The following is a 17,840-nucleotide window of genomic DNA, read 5'->3' as shown; positions in this document are numbered from 1 at the left end:
ATCAGTCCCGACCACCGGGCGAATCGGATGGTCGGAATCGGCGCGGCGTCCCCTCCTGTGCGAGGGGATTTTTCGTTTCTCGAACGACACGGCTGCTGGCAGAGACGATCGATGGAGCTTAAGGATCATGAGCGAGACGAACCCCGCTGCCGCCGCCGAGGCGGCAGCGCCGCACCGCTACACGGCCGCCGTCGCGGCCGAGATCGAAGCACGCTGGCAGGACTTCTGGGACGCCGAAGGCACCTATGCGGCGCCGAACCCCAAGGGTGACCTGGCCGGTGATCCCGCGGTCGTCGCCCGGCCCAAGAAGTTCATCATGGACATGTTCCCGTACCCCTCGGGTGCGGGCCTGCACGTCGGTCACCCCCTGGGGTACATCGCCACCGACGTCTTCGCGCGCTTCCAGCGCATGACCGGCCACAACGTCCTGCACACCCTGGGCTTCGACGCCTTCGGCCTGCCTGCCGAGCAGTACGCCGTGCAGACGGGCACGCACCCGCGGGTGTCCACCGAGGCCAACATCGAGAACATGAAGGCCCAGCTGCGCCGGCTGGGTCTGGGCCACGACAAGCGCCGGTCGTTCGCCACGATCGACCCGGACTACTACAAGTGGACCCAGTGGATCTTCCTGCAGATCTTCAACTCCTGGTACGACGACGAGGCGAACAAGGCCCGCCCGATCTCCGAGCTGATCGCCCAGTTCGAGACCGGTGAGCGCGCCGTACCGGGACACACACGCGCGTGGCACGAGCTGAGCGCCACGGAGCGTGCCGACGTCCTGGGCGACTTCCGCCTGGCATACGCCTCGGACGCGCCGGTCAACTGGTGCCCCGGCCTGGGCACCGTGCTGGCCAACGAGGAGGTCACCGCCGACGGGCGCTCCGAGCGCGGCAACTTCCCGGTCTTCAAGGCCAAGCTGCGCCAGTGGAACATGCGGATCACCGCGTACGCCGACCGGCTGCTGGACGACCTGGAGGCGCTGGACTGGCCCGAGGCCATCAAGCTGCAGCAGCGCAACTGGATCGGCCGCTCCGAGGGCGCCCGTGTCGACTTCCCGATCGACGGCGAGCGCATCACGGTCTTCACCACCCGCCCGGACACCCTGTTCGGCGCGAGCTACATGGTGCTGGCCCCCGAGCACCCGCTGGTCGAGAAGTTCACCCCGGCCGCCTGGCCCGAGGGCACCCACGAGGTGTGGACCGGCGGTCACGCGACGCCCGCCGAGGCCGTCGCGGACTACCGCGCGCAGGCGGCCTCGAAGTCCGACGTCGAGCGGCAGGCCGAGGCCAAGGACAAGACGGGCGTCTTCATCGGCGCGTACGCGACCAACCCGGTCAACGGCGAGCAGGTCCCCGTCTTCATCGCCGACTACGTCCTGATGGGCTACGGCACGGGCGCGATCATGGCCGTACCCTGCGGCGACCAGCGCGACTTCGAGTTCGCGCGCGCCTTCGAGCTGCCGATCCCCTGCATCGTCGAGCCGACCGACGGCCGCGGCACCGACACCTCGACGTGGGAGAACGCCTTCTCCGCGTACGAGGCGAAGATCATCAACTCGTCCCACGACGACATCTCCCTGGACGGCCTGGGCATCGTCGAGGCCAAGGCGCGCATCACCGAGTGGCTGGCGCGCAAGGGCATCGGCGAGGGCACCGTCAACTTCCGCCTGCGCGACTGGCTGTTCAGCCGCCAGCGCTACTGGGGCGAGCCCTTCCCGATCGTCTACGACGAGGACGGCATCGCCCACGCGCTGCCCGAGTCGATGCTGCCGCTGGAGCTGCCGGAGGTCGAGGACTACTCGCCGCGCACCTTCGACCCGGACGACGCGAACACGTCCCCGGAGACGCCGCTGTCCCGCAACGAGGACTGGGTCAACGTCACCCTGGACCTGGGCGACGGCCCGAAGCGGTACCGCCGCGAGACCAACACCATGCCCAACTGGGCCGGTTCCTGCTGGTACGAGCTGCGCTACCTGGACCCGCACAACAGCGAGCAGCTGGTCGACCCGGAGATCGAGCAGTACTGGATGGGCCCGCGCGAGGGCCAGCCGCACGGCGGTGTCGACCTGTACGTCGGCGGCGCCGAGCACGCCGTGCTGCACCTGCTGTACGCGCGCTTCTGGTCCAAGGTCCTGTTCGACCTGGGGCACGTCTCCTCCGCGGAGCCGTTCCACAAGCTGTTCAACCAGGGCATGATCCAGGCCTACGTGTACCGGGACAGCCGTGGCATCGCGGTGCCGGCCGCCGAGGTGGAGGAGCGCGAGGGCGCCTACTACTACCAGGGCGAGAAGGTCTCCCGGCTGCTGGGCAAGATGGGCAAGTCCCTGAAGAACGCGGTCACTCCGGACGAGATCGCTGCCGAGTACGGTGCCGACACACTGCGCCTGTACGAGATGGCGATGGGCCCGCTGGACGTGTCGCGGCCGTGGGACACGCGCGCGGTGGTGGGCCAGTTCCGGCTGCTGCAGCGGCTGTGGCGCAACGTCGTCGACGAGACGACCGGCGAGGTCACCGTCGTCGACACCGAGCCCGACGAGGAGACCCTGCGCGCCCTGCACAAGGCGATCGACGGCGTCCGCCAGGACCTGGAGGGCCTGCGCTTCAACACCGCCATCGCCAAGATCACCGAGCTGAACAACCACCTGACGAAGGCGGGCGGCGCGGTGCCGCGCTCCGTCGCCGAGGACCTGGTGCTGCTGGTCGCGCCACTGGCCCCGCACATCGCCGAGGAGCTGTGGCGCAAGCTGGGCCACACCGACTCGGTGGTTCACCAGGACCTGCCGGTCGCCGACCCGGCGTACGTGGTCGACGAGTCCGTGACCTGCGTGGTGCAGATCAAGGGCAAGGTCAAGGCGCGGCTGGAGGTCTCGCCGGGCATCTCCGAGGAGGAGCTGGAGAAGGTCGCGCTGGCCGACGAGAAGGTCGTGGCGGCCCTGGACGGCGCCGGGATCCGCAAGGTGATCGTGCGGGCGCCGAAGCTGGTCAACATCGTTCCGGCGTAGGCGTCGCGGGCGGCCCGGGGCGTGAGCGCCTCGGGGTAGTCCCCTACGGGCAGGTTCGGGGTTCTTCTGGAACTCCGGGCCTGCCCGCCTCGTTTACCGTGGAAGAGCGACGCGGGGTGTGTCGCGACCGTCGGAGGAGAAGCGGTGGAAGCAGTGATCGCAGTGTTCGCCCTGCTCTTCGTGCTCTTCCTGGTACTCGGCGCCTACGCGACGGTGAAGGTCGTCGGCGCCGCCAAGCGCGGCGTGGACCGCACGATCACCCAGGCCCGCCGCACCGTCGAGGACCACACCCTGCGGGCCAAGTCCTTCGCCCAGCCCGGAGCGGCGGGCGAGCTGGCCCAACTGCGGCTGAAGCTGCGCACGTCGATGCGGGCCACGCAGGACGCGCTGCACGCGGGCGTGGCCGAGGACGAGTCCCTCAAGGAGTCCCTGGGTCTCTTCGAGCGCCTCAGCGCGCACGGGCACGAACTGGACGGCGATCTCAAGCGCCTGGAGGCCGAACCGGACCGCACGACGCTCGCCGAGCGGCTGCCCGCCCTGCGGGAGCGCACCGAGCGCATCGTTCAGTCGGCGGACGCACTGCGCTGGGCGGCCCGCGACCGGGCCCGCCGCTTCGCCGACGACGACCTGGACTCGCTGAGCGCGCAGATAGACGTCGAGGCGGGAGCCCTGCGGCACTGGACGACGGCGGAGCCGGCGTCGCCCCCGCCGCCGTGGCCCGAGGCCCCGGCCGCCGATGCCGAGGCATCCCGGCAGACCTGGTCCGAGGGACGCCGGTCCGGGAGTGCCGAGGAGCCGGCGCGGCCGGCCATCACCCCGCCGGGAAGGCGGCCCGCCTACCCCTGGCAGAAGAAACCCCGCCCCGAGAGCACTACTTGATCCGGTCAAGGGCAGACCAGGTGAGAGGGGCCGGGCTGCCGTCCCGGCGCTACGGCAGGTAACCTCCAGCTCATGTCCCGCCATGTCGCGATCGTCACCGATTCAACGGCCTACCTGCCGCCGCGGACGATGGAGCGCCACGGCATCACAGCGGTGCCCCTGACCGTGGTCCTCGGCGACCAGGCACTGGACGAGGGCACCGAGATCTCGACGCGCTCCCTGGCCCAGGCACTCCAGAAGCGGCGCCCCGTCACCACCTCGCGCCCCAGCCCCCAGCTCTTCGCCGAGACCTACCGCAAGGTCGCCGAGTCCGGCGCCATCGGCATCGTCTCCCTCCACCTCTCCGCCGAACTGTCGGGCACGTACGACGCGGCGGTGCTGGCGGCGCGTGAGGCGCCGGTGCCGGTGCGGGTGGTGGACACCGGGATGGTCGCGATGGCGCTCGGGTTCTGCGCGCTCGCGGCGGCCGAGGCTGCGGAGACGGGTGGCACGGTGGACGAGGCGGTGACGGCGGCGGAGAAGCGGGCGGCCGGTACGGCCGCCTACTTCTATGTCGACACCCTCGAGTATCTGCGCCGCGGCGGCCGGATCGGCGCCGCGCAGGCGCTGCTCGGCTCCGCGCTCGCCGTGAAGCCGCTGCTGCAGCTGGACGGCGGCCGTATCGAACTCCTGGAGAAGGTCCGTACGGCGTCAAGGGCGATCGCCCGCCTGGAGGAGATCGTGGCCGACCGCGCCGGCAGCGCTCAGGTCGACATCGCCGTCCACCATCTCGCCGCCCCCGAGCGGGCGTCGGCCCTCGCGGACCGGCTGCGGGCCCGGGTGCCCGGGCTGGCCGACCTGCATGTGAGTGAGGTGGGGGCGGTGATCGGGGCGCACACCGGGCCCGGGCTGCTGGGGGTAGTGGTCTCGCCGCGGTGACGCTCCGCGCCGCTGCCCTGTCACCCGTGTGAGGGGCGAAGTTATCCACAACTGGTGGGTAATCCCCGGGAATCGAGCAAGATCATCGCGATGGTGGTGGAGTGCCCCATCGTCGTGGCATGGCACTTCGATCACGTTCACGCACAGCCACTGCGACGAGTGGCCCGGGGCGCAGCCCCGCATCCGACGGCCGGATCCGCCATCGTCGCCCCATGACCCGCAGCCGGGTCCGGCATCGGCACCGGCAGGCGCCGGCGGAGGAACTCCGCCGGCGTGCGGAGGTGCTGTTCCCCGAACGGGCAGGGGAATGGCGGGAGTCGGGGGCAGGACCGCCGGTTTCGACCGTCGAGGAGAACAACGAGCGCGCTCTCCCCCTCGTGGGAGGGATGGCCGAGAGCCCGGACGATCACCGGACCGGAGAGGCCTGGCGCATGCGGGCGGGGCTTGCGCTGCGGGAGCGGATGCCGCTGTGGTTGCAGGCGAGGTGTGGGCTGGAGCGGCGGAGCGTGATCGCGCTCACGGCGCTGCTCGTCGTTGCCGCAGTGTTCGCCGTTCAGCACTTCTGGTCCGGGCGGACACAGTCCGTGCGGGCGCCCGACGTGGTGCGGGCGGCGGCTCCCTTCGCCGAACGGAAGGGGAGCGGGCCGCCAGCGCCGGACGCTTCAACCGGGGCGCCGAATGCCGCAGGCACGGCCGGGGCCGAGATCGTCGTGGACGTCAGCGGCAAGGTCCGCGAGCCCGGGATTCATCGCCTGCCCGCCGGTTCACGCGTCGCCGACGCATTGCGCGCGGCCGGTGGGGTACGTCCCGGCACGAGCACCGACGGGCTGAACCGGGCCCGTTTCCTCGTGGACGGGGAGCAGGTGATCGTCGGCGGTCTTGCCGCCCCGGCGCCGGGTGCGGTCCCCGGTGGCCCGGCCGGTTCGGCGGCGGGCGCCGCACCCGCCGCTCCGGTCCCCCTCAACACCGCCACCGTGGACCAGCTCGACACCCTGCCGGGCGTCGGGCCTGTCCTGGCCCAGCACATCGTCGACTACCGCACTCAGCACGGCGGTTTCCGCTCGGTGGACGAGCTGCGCGAGGTCAACGGCATCGGCGACGCGACGTAGACAGGGAGACCTACAGGGCCGGTCCGGCTCCTTAGGTCATCTCCCGCACGCGGGCTGGCCGACGTGTCTTGGCTATCTGCGGCATGGCTTACCCTCCAGACCGGCGCATAGCACTACAAGTCGGGACGGGGTGGTCGTAATGGACGCCACGCCGCAGCGAGCGATCTTGCTCGTGCGAATAAGCGACGACAAGGCCGAGGACGCCAAAGGTGTCGGCCGACAGGAGGACGACGGCCGCACGCTGGCCGACCGTCTCGGCTGGGGCATCGCCGAGGTGCTGGTCGAGAACGACACGAGCGCCTTCAAGCGCCGCAAGACCAAGCTCCCGGACGGCACGACCGCTCTGCGGACCTTCCGGCCGAAGTTCCGGGCCGCGCTCGACATGCTCTCCTCCGGGGAGCGTGACGGCCTGCTCGCGTACGACCTTGACCGCACCGCACGCGACCCTCGCGACCTCGAAGACCTCATTGACGTGGTGGAGCAGCGCCACATACCCGTCCAGTCCGTGACGGGTTCGTTGCGGCTGGCCAACGACGCCGACATCACGATGGCCCGCGTGATGGTCGCCATCGCCAACAAGGCGTCGCGGGACACCGCGCGCCGAGTCGCTCGCAAGCATGTCGAGCTGGCGGCTGAGGGCAAGTGGAACGGCGGCGGGTTCCGGGGCTACGGCTACACCCGCAAGGGCATGGAGATCATCGAGGCTGAGGCCAAGGTGATCCGGGACATTGCCGCATGGATCCTGGGCGTTCCGAGTCGGTCCCTCAACTGGATCAAGGACGAGCTGAACCGCCTGGGGGTCCCCACGGTCACCGGAAAGCCCTGGAACGCGCGGAGTGTCCGGAGCGTCGTCACGAAGCCCTCCGTGGCCGGTCTAAGGGCTCACAGGGGCCGAATCGTCGGCCCTGGGCAGTGGAAGCCGATCCTCGACATGGACACGTGGGAGCGCGTGTGCGCCACCCTCGCCGGACGGCACAGGAACGTCGACCTGACCCTCAAGCGTTGGCTGACGGGCCTCCTGCACTGCTCCCAGTGCCACCGGGAGATTTCCGGCGCTCAGGGCAACGGCGGCCCCCGGTACTGGTGCTCCACTCCGCACGGCGGCTGCGGGAAGATCGCGATCAACGCAGCGATGGCGGAGGCCGAGGTCGAGCGTCAGGTACTCGATCTGCTGACCAGGCCGCGCGTCCTGGAACGGCTCGACCACATCAGCCGCAGCGAGGTGACCGACGACGCCCGGCGCGAACTGGCCGACGATGAAGCACAGTTGAAGCAGCTTGCCGGTATGTGGGCGCGCAAGGAAATGTCGCTGGGCGAGTACCGCGAGGCCCGGAAGATCATCGAAGACCGGATCAAGGGGTCCCGCGCTTTGATCAACGCCTCCGCGCCGCGCGCCCTGCGCCGTCTGCTGGCCGGAGACGTGCGCGCCAACTGGGCGGCGCTGACCCCGGCCGACAAGCGTGACGTGGTGCTCACCCTGGTCCCCGAGGGGTACGAGGTGCTGGCGCACGACCGCTCGCGGGGCAACCCGTTCCAGCCCGAGCGACTACGCCCGGAGCACGTCACCACGGCCGCGTAAGGCAATCCACCACGTACGCTTTAGGAACACGCCAATCGGGCCGGAAGACACAGAGTGCGTCGGCCCCAGGAATTCCCTGGGGAGAACTCTGTGCACGTCAAGATCAGTTCCGATGTCGCCGGAATCCGCGCCAGGCTCGGCAACACCTGCCGGAATCGCCCGGAAGCCACCGACGAAATCAAGATCCTCCGCCGCGACCTGAAAGCCGCCCTGCTGGCCGAGCGCATCTGCGAGGACGCCGCCCAGCTCGACGACACTCAGCGCGCCCGCCTGGCCGCCCTGCTGCTCCGTGGCGGTGGCGCATGAGCGAGCACCCCAACCCCCTCGCCGAACTGGAGCTGTCGGACGCCCAGTTGCGGCGCATCGCCGCGCTCCTCGGCCTGGCGAACCGCGAGCCCGTCCCCGCCGCGAACGGCGGTGATGATCGGGATGAGTGAAAACGCCGGAGCCGCGACCCCCGGCAAGGGCAGCGGCTCCGAGATCAACAACCGGGCGGCGGCATCGATCGACGACACCAGTATGTTGCCCCTCGCCGCTGCCGCTCTGTCGTACGCCGCACGCGGATGGCGGGTCCATCCGCTCGTGCCGAGCAGAAAGATCCCGTTGTGGCACCGCGAGGACCGCTGCCCGCGTATCGGTGACTGCGTCACTGGACACGTCAAGTGGACACAGCGTGCCACCACCGACACCGACACCATCGTGAAGTGGTGGACGGCAAACCCTGCGGCGAACGTCAGCGTCGTCACCGGCCCCGCTTCCGGCGTCTGGGTCCTCGACGTGGACGACAAGGACGACCCGGTGCGCGGTGTGGGCAGTCCCTCGCTCGCCGCCCTCGAACGTGAGCACGGCGACCTCCCGCCGACTTACACCGTGGGCACCGGCTCCGTGGGCGTTCACCACTACTTCACGTACGAGGGCGTCGACTTCCACCTCGGCAACCCGGCGAGCAAACTCGCCCCCGGCCTCGACATCCGGGCCGAAGGCGGGCAGGTCGTCGCGCCCCCGTCACGGGTGGATGACCCGAAGCACGTCATGGCGTACGTCGTGCTCGACCCTCGGCCTCCGGTGCCCGCCCCGGCCTGGCTGCTCGACAAGCTGCGCAACCTGAAGCCGAAGCCGACGGCGGCGAGGCGGCTCGCACATATCGACGCCGCGACCCCCGAGAACCGTGAGCGCCTCGCAGCAGCCTTGCGACGTCGGAGGGCTGGTGCGGCATGAGCAACTACAACTCCGCTGATGACCGTCAGGCCGACCGCCTGATCGCCTACGTCGACAAGGTCGTCGCCGAGGAGTCCGCGAAGGTCAGGAACTGCCCCGACAACCACACCGGCAACGACACCCTCAACACGGCGACCTTCAGCCTGGCCACGCTCGCCGCAGCCCTCGCACAGCTCGATCCCGGACTGCTGCCCGCCGACAAGGTGCGGGAGACCATGACCGACGCCATCTCGGCATGGACGTTCAAGAACCACGACGAAGCGGACCAGCACCGCACCATCGACAGTGCCATCCGGGACGGGTGGGCCAGGCCGAGGAATCTCGACGAGCTGATCAGCAAGGTGGCCCCGGACAGCGACGAGACCGACGCGGACCGCTTCATGAACGGCCGCTACATTGCGGTTGCGCCCGTCGGCGTCCCCCAGCAGCGGCAGGCGCCGGACGGGGCTACCGACAGCCACAGCAGCCGGGACGGTGCTGCGGAGGCAGAGGGCGCTGTGTGTGCTTCGGGGTTGGAGCTGACCACCTTCCTTAGCAGCCGGGACGGTGCTGCGGAGGCAGAGGGCGCTGTGTGTGCTTCGGGGTTGGAGCTGACCACCTTCCTTGCCGAGGTGCCCGAGGAGCCCGACTGGCTCGTCGCCGGCCTGCTGGAGCGGCAGGACAGGTTGATCCTCACCGGCCCCGAGGGCAAGGGCAAGAGCACGCTGCTGCGACAGATCGCGGTGCAGCTCGCCTCGGGGCTGCACCCCTTCGGGGGTGCCGAGCTAGCGGCGCCGCTGCGCGTGCTGCTAGTTGACCTGGAGAACTCGCCACGGCAGATCCACCGGAAGATCCGGCCGCTCCACCTGGCCGCCGGGGACAAGTACGCCGGGGGCTTGGTGCTCGTCGTGCGTGGCGAAGGGCTCGACCTCACCGACGGGGGTGGGGAGATCCTGGAGGCCGAGGTGGCCGCCGCCCAGCCCGACGTGTTGATCATCGGCCCGTTGTACAAGATGGAGCCCGACGGCGACGATCACAAGGACTCGGCAAAGATCGCCCAGCGTTGGCTCGACAAGATCCGCACGCGGTACGACTGCGCGGTCATCCTCGAAGCCCACACCCCTCACGCCTCCAACGGCGGCGCCCGTCCTACACGCCCCTACGGCTCGTCACTCTGGCTGCGATGGCCCGAGTTCGGCGTCCACCTGGCCGACAACGGGACGCTCTCGCACTGGCGCGGCCAGCGGGACGAGCGGTCCTGGCCGCCCATGCTCCAGCGCGGCGGCGAGTGGCCGTGGACGCCCGTGACGCGTCCTCGTGACCTTCTCTGGGCTCGCATCGCCGCCCTGTGCGCCGAGGCCGGGGAGCAGCTCTCGGAGCGCGACCTGGCCCAGCTGACGGGCGAGTCCAAGACGGCCGTCCACCGCGCGATCGACGAGCACCGGAGCGAGTGGGACGCCCTCTCTGGAGGTGCATCCGAATGACCACGCAACGTAGCTGGTCCACTGGTCCAGGCATGTGGTCCACCCACGTGACCTGCGATAACAGTGAGGTGGACCGGATTTCGCGGTCCACCTGGCCATCGCACCCCCTCTGACCTGCGGTGGTCCAGCGGTCCAGGTGGACCCCTTACAGGGGGGCCTGTAGGTGGACCAGGCCCCCAAGGGGCGCCCTGGCGGCACTGGTCGCCGCTCGGAACCCTGGTTCCCGTCACCCTTCTCAGTCCCCACCGAAGGAGGCCAACGAAGAAGATCAATCAGAAGGAAGAGATCATGACCGACAACAGCCGCTGCGACATCGAGATGATCACCGAGGACCACCACAGCGAGGCCGTCCTGATGGGCGGCTTGTCAAGCGGAGCTGTGCACGCATTGCTCGCGGTGGACGACTCGCTCCGCGCCCTGGTCGCCCTCCAGGAGCGGCAGACCGCCGCACTGGAGCGCCTCGCCGAGGCCCTCGAAGGCCGCCAGGCCGCCATCCCGAGGCCGCGTACGGCCGCCTGAGCGCCCCGGAGCCCCGCCCCGACAACTCTCACCCATCACCGCGAGGACGTCACAGGCGACTTGCAGCCCCCCGCAAGGAGCCACCCATGCCGATCCTCCACGAGTGCAGCGTGTTCATCCCTGACCGTCTGACCCACATCGCCGCCCGGATGCTCCTCCACGCGCGGCGCACCTGGCCGGAGTACGTCCGGCTGCACCCGACGGTGCGCCGCGAGATCGAGGCGTTCATCGCCGACTGCGAGACCAGCGCCCTGCGCTACCTGGCCGCTGGTACGAAAGCCGACGCGGCCGAACGCCGTGCACTGTCGAATCAGCCGGGCCGGATCGGCACCGCAGACGCGGCCGAGGTCCTCGGATGCTCCGAGGCGTGGATGCGGGAGCGGGCGGCACGGGGAGACCTCGGGGCCGTCAAGGACCGCAACAGGTGGACGTACGACGCGGAGGCCGTGCTGGCCGAGGCGGAGGAAGAAGAGCAGCGGAGGAGGGCAGCGTAGATGGAGTGGAAATCAGCCAGCGGCGGCAGTTCACGCATCGACGTGTCGGAGCAGGACGGCACCGTGACCGTCGTCGCCGTTTTCGCGACGTTGGGTGTGAAGGATCACGACGGCGACGTAATCCTGCCTGGAGCGTTCGAGAACGGCGCCCTCGTCCGCATGTCGGCCTGGAACCATCAGATCTGGAGCGGGACGCTGCCCATCGGCAAGGGCCGCATTTACGAGGTCGGCGAGGAGGCCGTCTTCCGTGGCGAGTTCTTCAAAACGCAGGCCGCCCAGGACATGCGGGAAACGCTCAAGGGTCTCGGCTCACTCGCCGAATTCAGCTTTGGCTATGACGTCCTCGACTCCGAACAGGGCGAGTTCCAGGGTGAAAGGGTGCGGTACCTCAAGTCGCTCAAGACCCACGAGATCTCGCCCGTATTGCTCGGCGCTGGCATCAACACCCACCTCGTCGACATCAAGGAGCAGGGTCGCGCGGTGTACGCCGAGGAGACGGCCGACCCTGGTCTCAACCGCGCTGAGCGGCGCGAACTCATTGCCCTCAAGGAGCAGTTGCGGCGTGACGAGATCATCGAACTGCTGACCATGCGGCGGCAGCTCGACGCCGACATCGAGCGCGCAGCCGCGACCGCCGAGTTGAAGGAGCTGGGCGTAGCCGCTGGCCTGCTGGTCGGATACCGCGAAGCCGCTCCGCATGCTGTGCCGGAGGCCGTGCGGAAGGCCGCCCAGGAGGCAGTCACCGCGCACGGACCCGGCACGAAGGTGCGGTGGTTCACCGATGAACTCGACCCCGCGAAGGCCGAGTTCATCGACACACCGATGGCTGGGTGGTGCCGCCCGAAGGCGGGCCTGCGGGAGATCTGGATCAACGCCGGCCTCGATGCCCCGAGGGCCGCCAGCACCGTCGCCCACGAGATCGCCCACCTGGACGGAGCAGACGAGCCGACCGCCCAACTGGCCGGGCTCCGCGCCGCCTTCGAGAGGGGGCTGCTGTGACCCGTGAACACATCGCCGCCGCCATCGCGCTGCTGAAGGCGGCCATGACGGACGACTCCGAGGGCGTGCACACGCTGATGGACACGGTCCCGCACCGCGAACTCGTCCTCGGTCTGCTGGCGGTCTGCATGTCGGAGGTGGGCCGCTTGCCGAACGGCGAGGAGTACCTGGCGTCGCTTCAAGCCGCCTTCATCGCTGAGGGAGTTGATTGACATGCGGACACCCGCCGAGAACAAAGGAGTTGCTGTGCCGAATTACGCGAGCCCGACGGAGGAAAAGCAGGCCGAGCTGCTCGCCTCTCTCGAAATCGAGGACCTGGAGCGGGACATCCCCGACAGCAACACCAGGCTGACGCTTCAGCGGATCAGGTTCCTCGACCTGGAGGAGTCGGAGCGGCTGATCGGTGTGTTTGAACGCGCGAAGAAGATCGCGGTATCCAAGGCCCTTTCTGGAGGTGCATCGTGACCAGGACCACGACCGCGAAGAAGTGCCCGCGCTGCGGCCGGGTGATGGGCGAACTCTCGTGCCGCCCAGTCAAGTTGGGCTTCTTCTGCATGCGCGATTACCTCATTCTCGACGACGCCAAGCTCATCCACCCGACCCCCGATCCGATAGGCGAGGCCGAGCAGTCCGTCATCGACGAGTACGCGCCGCAGATCGAGAAGGCCGAGAGCCTGGTCGATGCCGCGCTCGAAGCCTTCAGCGCCGCCCAGTCGGCGCACTTCAAGGCTCTCACCGAATGCCACCGGGTCGGCATCAAACCGCAGGGCGCGCCGGAACTCATGCGCGCTGACGGCGGCGCGTTCGGGCTGGCCGTCGACGCGTTCGCGAGGCGTGCCCTTTCCGGCCGCGATAGGCGGAAGCTGACCGAAGCCGAGGAGAACGCCCGTGGCGAAGTTGAGGCCGCCGAGGACCAGCTCAGCCGTGAACGCAGGCACCTGTCCAAGATCGAGCGGGCCTACGACAATGAGCGGCGTGCCGCGAAGAGCCGCGACCGCGACCGCGCGTGATGACTCCGGCCCCTGGCGTTCTGCTCCTTCCGCCAAGGGCTGGCACAACTCTCCGCATACGCAGGGGACTTGACGTCACCTTGCGCCGTGGCCGCCATCCCCACCACCTCACCCCAATCCCTGGTGCCACGCAGCTACCCCGTCACCCACCACCCATCCATGTGCGTCCATGCCACCCCTCCCCCCGCCTGCACTCCACGGCGCTGATGGGCATGAATGAGTAATGGTCAGGAAGTGACGATTGAAAGATTCGCGAAGTCAAAGATGCGTCGAAGTGTCGAAGTCATCGAGCAAAGCGCGAGCGGCAAATGCGCTCGGCACAGGAAGGGACCACCCCAAGCCCAGGAGGACCACAGCAAAGGGAATTCCTTACCCGCACGCAAGAGATTCCTTAGAATCGCAGGTAAAAAGGTTCAAGGACCCGCCCGGCATCCAGGGGGGCGGGGTACACGCGGCGATCATGGATGGCTCGAGGACCCCGCCCAGTCGGCGGCTTCTCTCTCTATGGCGAGCGGCAGAGATCGCGATCACGTTGATGGCGGATGCCATATGGCCGTCAGGACGATCCCGGTCATGAGGATCAACACAAAGGCAGGGAGTGAAAATGCAAGCGTCATGGTGGAACTAGCAGAGGCGAGATTGCATATACCGGCGACGGCAAGGCCGCCCAGTATTGTTGACAGCACAACTGAAAGGTATACCGCAGATCTGTTCAGTGCGGAACCTTCTCTTGCCTTAAACGCCGCGTGCCCCTCCACTTCGGCGATGGCCCCTCCAATTGAAAGCTCCTCGTATGTTATTGCGGGGTCTGCGCGATAGCTGGGCTGTTCGTTGCGTAGATCCCAGTCGTCGTCGTCGTCGCCGTCGCCGTCGGTGTCGCGTATTACTAGGCTCTCGAGATGGATTTCCGGTTCAGCGTTGGAGGTCGGTTCTTCGTCACTCAGATCCCAGTCGGGTGCATCCCATTCCTCTTCCCACCGCTGGAATGACTCGCCGTAATCGCCGCGATCCGTCATGACAAAAGCCTCCAACTGCACGCAAAACACCCTCTTTCATCATGCATCACAGCTTCCGCTTGCGCACCTGCTCCCCAGGCGTATGCTTGAGTGATGTACGAGATGCATGCGATGTATGCATGACCCTTCTGGAGGGAGATCTTCATGAGTGACCTCGCAGAGCGCCGTGCGCGCATCGAACGCGAGCGCAAGCGGAAGGGCCAGGGTCAGCAGCCTCCTGAGCAGCCTGGTGGCGGTTCCCTTAAGAGGATCACCGTGAACCTCACCCCCCGATCAGTCGACGCGATGAGGACCGCAGTCGAGCTGACGGGGGACAGTCGCACGGACATCATCAACCGAGCAGTCCAGGTATACGCGGAGATCCTGCAAGTCCGGGACGCAGGAGGAGCTTGGTACGCCAGGCCAGAGAAGGATGCCGATCTCCAAGAGCTACGCATTCTGTAAGGGTCCGGCCACTTGGCTGAGTCGCTGCACACGGAGGCCCGCCGCTGGTGCGGAGGGGGTCATGGTCAGTGCCAGCCTAGGGAGTCGAGGGCTTCCCTGATGCGCTCTCTCGCCTCGCGCCCGTGCACCGCGGTCCGGGACAGTTCGGAGAACGCCTTCAGGTAGGTGCGGATCTCGCCTGGGGCCGTGATGTTGACCTCTGCCGTCAGTGTCTCGACGGCCACCTGCGCGTCGTCGAAGGCGTAGAAGGCTTCCAGTGGCCAGACCGTGCGGTGGGCCGTGAAGGGGATGATCCCGAGGGACACGTTCGGCCGGGACATGATCTCCAGCAGGTACCGGAGCTGTCCGGCCATCGCCGCGTCGTCGCAGACCCGGTAGTAGAGCACCGTCTCTTCAAGCAGCAGGGCGAAGCGGTGGTTGCCTTCATGGACTACGCGGGACCGGTTCAGCCGTGCCTGTACGGCGTCGGCCACGTCGTCAGGGGTGCCCTGGAAGTCCGTGATGGACCGCAGGAGCCCTGTCGCGTAGTCGGCGGTCTGGAGCATGCCGGGGACCAGGTTCGACGCGTACACGCGGAAGTGGGTAGTCCGCTCGTACAGCGGTGTCGTCTTCTCGTGGACCCGCCGCATGCCGTCGCGGTGGATCTGCGCCCAGTGCGCGTACATGGACTCGGCGGTGCGGGAGGCAGCGATCAGATCGGCTGCTTGATCTTCGGCGTCGCAGGCTCGGCACCATGCGCGGATGTCGTCGTCGGACGGAACGGTCTTGGCGCGTGCGATGCGGGACGACTTCGACTTGTGCCAGTCGCACCGCTGCGCCAGCTCATGCCCGGTGAGCCCGGCGTCCTTCCTGATCTCGTCCAGACGGGCCGCGATAGCCGCGCGGGCGGCCTGGGCGGTGGACAGCGGGGATGTAGACATGAACTGGCGTACCGGGCTTCTCAGACGGCGTACTTCTCGTGTGGGATGGCCCGCTCCCAGACGGCGTCGAATGCGGTCGAGCACAACTGGGCGACGGCCGGCTCGTCGGTCTGATCGGTGTGGACCCAACGCCCGTCGCCGTCAAAGACGTTGAACTGGACGATGCGATCGTCGAAGAGCCAGAAGTCGTTCCCCGGAAGGGCGAGGTCGGATGCCTGTCGCCTCGGCAGCCAGCGGATCTCCTCGCCTGCGGCGACGTTGGTGAAGGTGAACGAGTGCTCGTAGCGGATGTACTCGCTCTGCGGCTCGCCGATGATCCGGGCGCGCCTCATAACGACACCCTTGGCGGTGACCTCCTGAACGAGGTCGAGCCACGGACGCCACCAAGACTCGCGGTCGTCCGGGTTGAGCCGGTGCCCTTGCTTCCACGCCGCGAACCCCTCGTCCTCATCGGAGATCGCGTACACATCCCGCATCTCAAGGTGGACGGCGGAGTGCTCCACGGACCGGATCAGGTCGGCAAAGCTACTGAGGGTCTGCGCCATCAAGTGCCTCCCTCAGCAGCGGGATCATGCGCTGCGGTAGCCGGATCACGCCCTCGTAGTCCGGGAGCGGACTGTCCTGGACGGTCCGGGTGATTGTGTCGGCGTCGGCCCTGATGCCCTGGATAACGAGATCATTCGTGACTTCGTCCACCCACACCGCCGGGCAGCCGTGATCTCCGGACTCTGGATCTTTCCCGACGAACCGTAGTTGCATCGCCCCTCCCGATGTCGAGCCGGTTGCTTCCGGTTGCACCAGAGCCTCACGGTGCCGTGACCAGGGCGTCAAGGCCGTGACGGGCCGCGTGCAACCGCGTGCAACTTCGTGGACCCGACCGTTCCCAACTTCCTACGGTCGTAACCGGAGTCACGAAGAGCGGGGAGCGCCCATGGCCACGAAGCACAAGACGACACAGGAACGCCCCATCGAACTCCCAGTGGGGCTCAACGCCTGGTTGCTGGACTGCGCACCCGCGCCCGGCTGCAAGACATGTCAGGCCAACTGGAGACTGCTCAGCGCCGCCAAGGACGACGGGAACATCGCCCAGGCCGCGCGGCACGCGACCCTGATCCGCGACCACGCCTCCGGGGTCCACTGATGACGATGGACATGCAGACCTACCGGGACGGCCGCGAGCAGGCCACGGACGCGGCAGAGGCCATCCGGGAAGCCCTGGCCGGGCTTGGCCTTCCCGAGAGCGTCTGGGGCAGCGTGCGGCCGATGGTGACGCACAGCGGCAAACCGTACGTCCACCTCGGGATGGTGCGCGCGGACGTTGCCGAGAAGATGGCAGAGGCCATGCGGGCTGAGAGCTGCCCTAGGTAACTGCCGTGCGATCCCCCTCGGTTGTCAGTGCACGATGAGACAATCCGACCATGAGTGAAGAGGTGCGCTCGCGTGACGTCGAGCTGAGCGACGACGAAGTGATCGGTGCCGCATCTGTGCTTCTGGCTCAGCGTGGGCATGCGAAGGCGGCCGCTCTGATGTTGGACGCGAACGTCCGCATCGAGAAGGGCACTGTTCACGAGGAGACGATGACCTACTCCTACGACAGGGAGTACCAGGAGGTCATCCTTGAGCTAGAGCCGCACCTGATGAACAATTCCGGCTATCTCCTGAGGGACATCAAGTCAGCCTTCGAAACTGTCGGGATCGGCTGCGGGCGGAACATCGACGACGTCTCCATCCGAGAGGTCATCCCCAGGGTTGGGCCAAACTGGAGAGAACAGTTGGCCCGTGAACTTAAGGGTGGTCACCAGACGAACCTGGCCCGCACTGTCCGGCTGGAGCCCCGGCATCCGATCGAGGATGGTCTCCACTTCACGAACGAGTGGGAACACCGTGTCTACCAGGTGCTCAAGGAGCACCAGGCCCGGCTTCCGGAGAATGAAACAATCGGGATCATGCCCCTGGGGGCCTTGCGGGTTCCTGGCCACACCTTCGAGCCGGACTTCCTGATCACGTATCGCGGACGCGTCGGTGTCATCGAGGTCGACGGCCCCCACCACAAAGGCCGTGCGTCTGCCGACCGCAGCCGGGACCGGTTGTTCAAGCACGCCGGAGTCAGGGACGTCGACCGCCTGTGTGTGGAAGACAGCACGACGAAGGAAGAGGTCGAGAAGTTCGTGACCGACTTCCTGAAGCATCTCGTCAGCTGACCAGCGACGTTCGCTAGGTCAGCTTGACAACGTGGGCGACCGCCGCTTCGCCGATCTCCGGAATCTCGTA

The 17,840-nt window shown here is 68.0% G+C and carries 22 protein-coding genes; 19 read left to right on the top strand and 3 right to left on the bottom strand.

Annotation, left to right across the window (positions count from 1 at the left end):
• Positions 1–127 precede the first annotated feature (127 nt).
• The 15 genes from leuS to EDD92_RS16745 all read left to right on the top strand — a co-directional run bounded on the left by leuS (position 128) and on the right by EDD92_RS16745 (position 13,189).
• Positions 128–3,001, top strand: a complete 2,874-nt coding sequence (gene leuS / locus EDD92_RS16810) for a leucine--tRNA ligase (protein ID WP_123965087.1) — start codon at positions 128–130, stop codon at positions 2,999–3,001.
• A gap of 144 nt (positions 3,002–3,145) precedes the next feature.
• On the top strand, positions 3,146–3,880 hold the full coding sequence (locus tag EDD92_RS16805) for a hypothetical protein (protein WP_185124043.1): 735 nt from the start codon (positions 3,146–3,148) through the stop codon (positions 3,878–3,880).
• Between the two features lie 72 nt (positions 3,881–3,952).
• The gene (locus tag EDD92_RS16800) at positions 3,953–4,798 is read left to right on the top strand and encodes a DegV family protein (RefSeq protein ID WP_123965086.1); all 846 of its coding nucleotides are present in this window, start codon (positions 3,953–3,955) and stop codon (positions 4,796–4,798) included.
• A gap of 119 nt (positions 4,799–4,917) precedes the next feature.
• On the top strand, positions 4,918–5,907 hold the full coding sequence (locus EDD92_RS16795) for a ComEA family DNA-binding protein (protein WP_123965085.1): 990 nt from the start codon (positions 4,918–4,920) through the stop codon (positions 5,905–5,907).
• Between the two features lie 172 nt (positions 5,908–6,079).
• Positions 6,080–7,486: a recombinase family protein gene (locus EDD92_RS16790; RefSeq protein WP_260327310.1), complete on the top strand. Its 1,407-nt coding sequence runs from the start codon at positions 6,080–6,082 to the stop codon at positions 7,484–7,486.
• Positions 7,487–7,576: 90 nt separating this feature from the next.
• Positions 7,577–7,792 (top strand): hypothetical protein, encoded by a 216-nt coding sequence (locus EDD92_RS16785; protein WP_123965083.1) that lies wholly within the window; start codon positions 7,577–7,579, stop codon positions 7,790–7,792.
• Entirely contained in the window at positions 7,789–7,923 is a 135-nt protein-coding gene (locus tag EDD92_RS51130) for a hypothetical protein (protein ID WP_260326554.1), read from the top strand. The genes EDD92_RS16785 and EDD92_RS51130 overlap by 4 nt, the downstream gene beginning before the upstream one ends.
• The gene (locus EDD92_RS16780) at positions 7,916–8,704 is read left to right on the top strand and encodes a bifunctional DNA primase/polymerase (RefSeq protein ID WP_185124041.1); all 789 of its coding nucleotides are present in this window, start codon (positions 7,916–7,918) and stop codon (positions 8,702–8,704) included. The genes EDD92_RS51130 and EDD92_RS16780 overlap by 8 nt, the downstream gene beginning before the upstream one ends.
• Positions 8,701–10,167 carry an AAA family ATPase gene (locus tag EDD92_RS16775; RefSeq protein WP_123965081.1) on the top strand — a complete coding sequence of 489 codons (1,467 nt, stop codon included), beginning with the start codon at positions 8,701–8,703 and terminating at the stop codon, positions 10,165–10,167. The genes EDD92_RS16780 and EDD92_RS16775 overlap by 4 nt, the downstream gene beginning before the upstream one ends.
• A 288-nt stretch (positions 10,168–10,455) precedes the next feature.
• Positions 10,456–10,686, top strand: a complete 231-nt coding sequence (locus tag EDD92_RS16770; protein ID WP_123965080.1) for a hypothetical protein — start codon at positions 10,456–10,458, stop codon at positions 10,684–10,686.
• 86 nt (positions 10,687–10,772) lie between these two features.
• Positions 10,773–11,180, top strand: coding sequence for a hypothetical protein (locus tag EDD92_RS16765; RefSeq protein WP_123965079.1), 408 nt, complete (start codon positions 10,773–10,775; stop codon positions 11,178–11,180).
• Between the two features lie 63 nt (positions 11,181–11,243).
• Positions 11,244–12,179, top strand: coding sequence for an HK97 family phage prohead protease (locus EDD92_RS16760; RefSeq protein WP_185124040.1), 936 nt, complete (start codon positions 11,244–11,246; stop codon positions 12,177–12,179).
• Positions 12,176–12,391, top strand: coding sequence for a hypothetical protein (locus EDD92_RS16755; RefSeq protein ID WP_123965077.1), 216 nt, complete (start codon positions 12,176–12,178; stop codon positions 12,389–12,391). The genes EDD92_RS16760 and EDD92_RS16755 overlap by 4 nt, the downstream gene beginning before the upstream one ends.
• Before the next feature lies 1 nt (position 12,392).
• The gene (locus EDD92_RS16750) at positions 12,393–12,644 is read left to right on the top strand and encodes a hypothetical protein (RefSeq protein ID WP_123965076.1); all 252 of its coding nucleotides are present in this window, start codon (positions 12,393–12,395) and stop codon (positions 12,642–12,644) included.
• Positions 12,641–13,189 carry a hypothetical protein gene (locus tag EDD92_RS16745; RefSeq protein WP_123965075.1) on the top strand — a complete coding sequence of 183 codons (549 nt, stop codon included), beginning with the start codon at positions 12,641–12,643 and terminating at the stop codon, positions 13,187–13,189. Before EDD92_RS16750 ends, EDD92_RS16745 begins: the two co-directional genes overlap by 4 nt.
• Before the next feature lie 527 nt (positions 13,190–13,716).
• Here EDD92_RS16745 and EDD92_RS16740 read toward each other — a convergent pair.
• Positions 13,717–14,205, bottom strand: a complete 489-nt coding sequence (locus tag EDD92_RS16740; protein WP_123965074.1) for a hypothetical protein — start codon at positions 14,203–14,205, stop codon at positions 13,717–13,719.
• Between the two features lie 144 nt (positions 14,206–14,349).
• Between EDD92_RS16740 and EDD92_RS16735 the strand changes: the two genes are divergently transcribed.
• Positions 14,350–14,649, top strand: a complete 300-nt coding sequence (locus EDD92_RS16735; protein ID WP_260326553.1) for a hypothetical protein — start codon at positions 14,350–14,352, stop codon at positions 14,647–14,649.
• A gap of 65 nt (positions 14,650–14,714) precedes the next feature.
• Here EDD92_RS16735 and EDD92_RS16730 read toward each other — a convergent pair whose 3' ends face one another.
• Both EDD92_RS16730 and EDD92_RS16725 read right to left on the bottom strand, forming a co-directional pair.
• Positions 14,715–15,569 (bottom strand): helix-turn-helix transcriptional regulator, encoded by an 855-nt coding sequence (locus tag EDD92_RS16730; RefSeq protein ID WP_123965073.1) that lies wholly within the window; start codon positions 15,567–15,569, stop codon positions 14,715–14,717.
• 20 nt (positions 15,570–15,589) lie between these two features.
• Positions 15,590–16,114 (bottom strand): DUF6879 family protein, encoded by a 525-nt coding sequence (locus EDD92_RS16725; protein WP_123965072.1) that lies wholly within the window; start codon positions 16,112–16,114, stop codon positions 15,590–15,592.
• A gap of 386 nt (positions 16,115–16,500) precedes the next feature.
• On the opposite strand from EDD92_RS16725, the gene EDD92_RS16715 reads away from it, so the two are divergent.
• From EDD92_RS16715 to EDD92_RS16705, 3 genes are read left to right on the top strand one after another with little or no spacing between them, the layout of a single operon-like run.
• On the top strand, positions 16,501–16,710 hold the full coding sequence (locus EDD92_RS16715) for a hypothetical protein (RefSeq protein WP_123965070.1): 210 nt from the start codon (positions 16,501–16,503) through the stop codon (positions 16,708–16,710).
• A 5-nt stretch (positions 16,711–16,715) separates the two neighbouring features.
• Positions 16,716–16,937 carry a hypothetical protein gene (locus EDD92_RS16710; protein WP_123965069.1) on the top strand — a complete coding sequence of 74 codons (222 nt, stop codon included), beginning with the start codon at positions 16,716–16,718 and terminating at the stop codon, positions 16,935–16,937.
• A 50-nt stretch (positions 16,938–16,987) separates the two neighbouring features.
• A complete protein-coding gene (locus EDD92_RS16705) occupies positions 16,988–17,770 on the top strand; it encodes a hypothetical protein (RefSeq protein WP_123965068.1) in 783 nt (260 codons plus the stop codon).
• The last annotated feature ends 70 nt before the right edge of the window (positions 17,771–17,840 follow it).

Source organism: Streptomyces sp. TLI_185, from assembly GCF_003814765.1.
Lineage (GTDB): Bacteria > Actinomycetota > Actinomycetes > Streptomycetales > Streptomycetaceae > Streptomyces.
The sequence above is the reverse complement of the archived record's forward strand: the minus strand, read 5'-3'. Positions and strand labels throughout refer to the sequence as shown.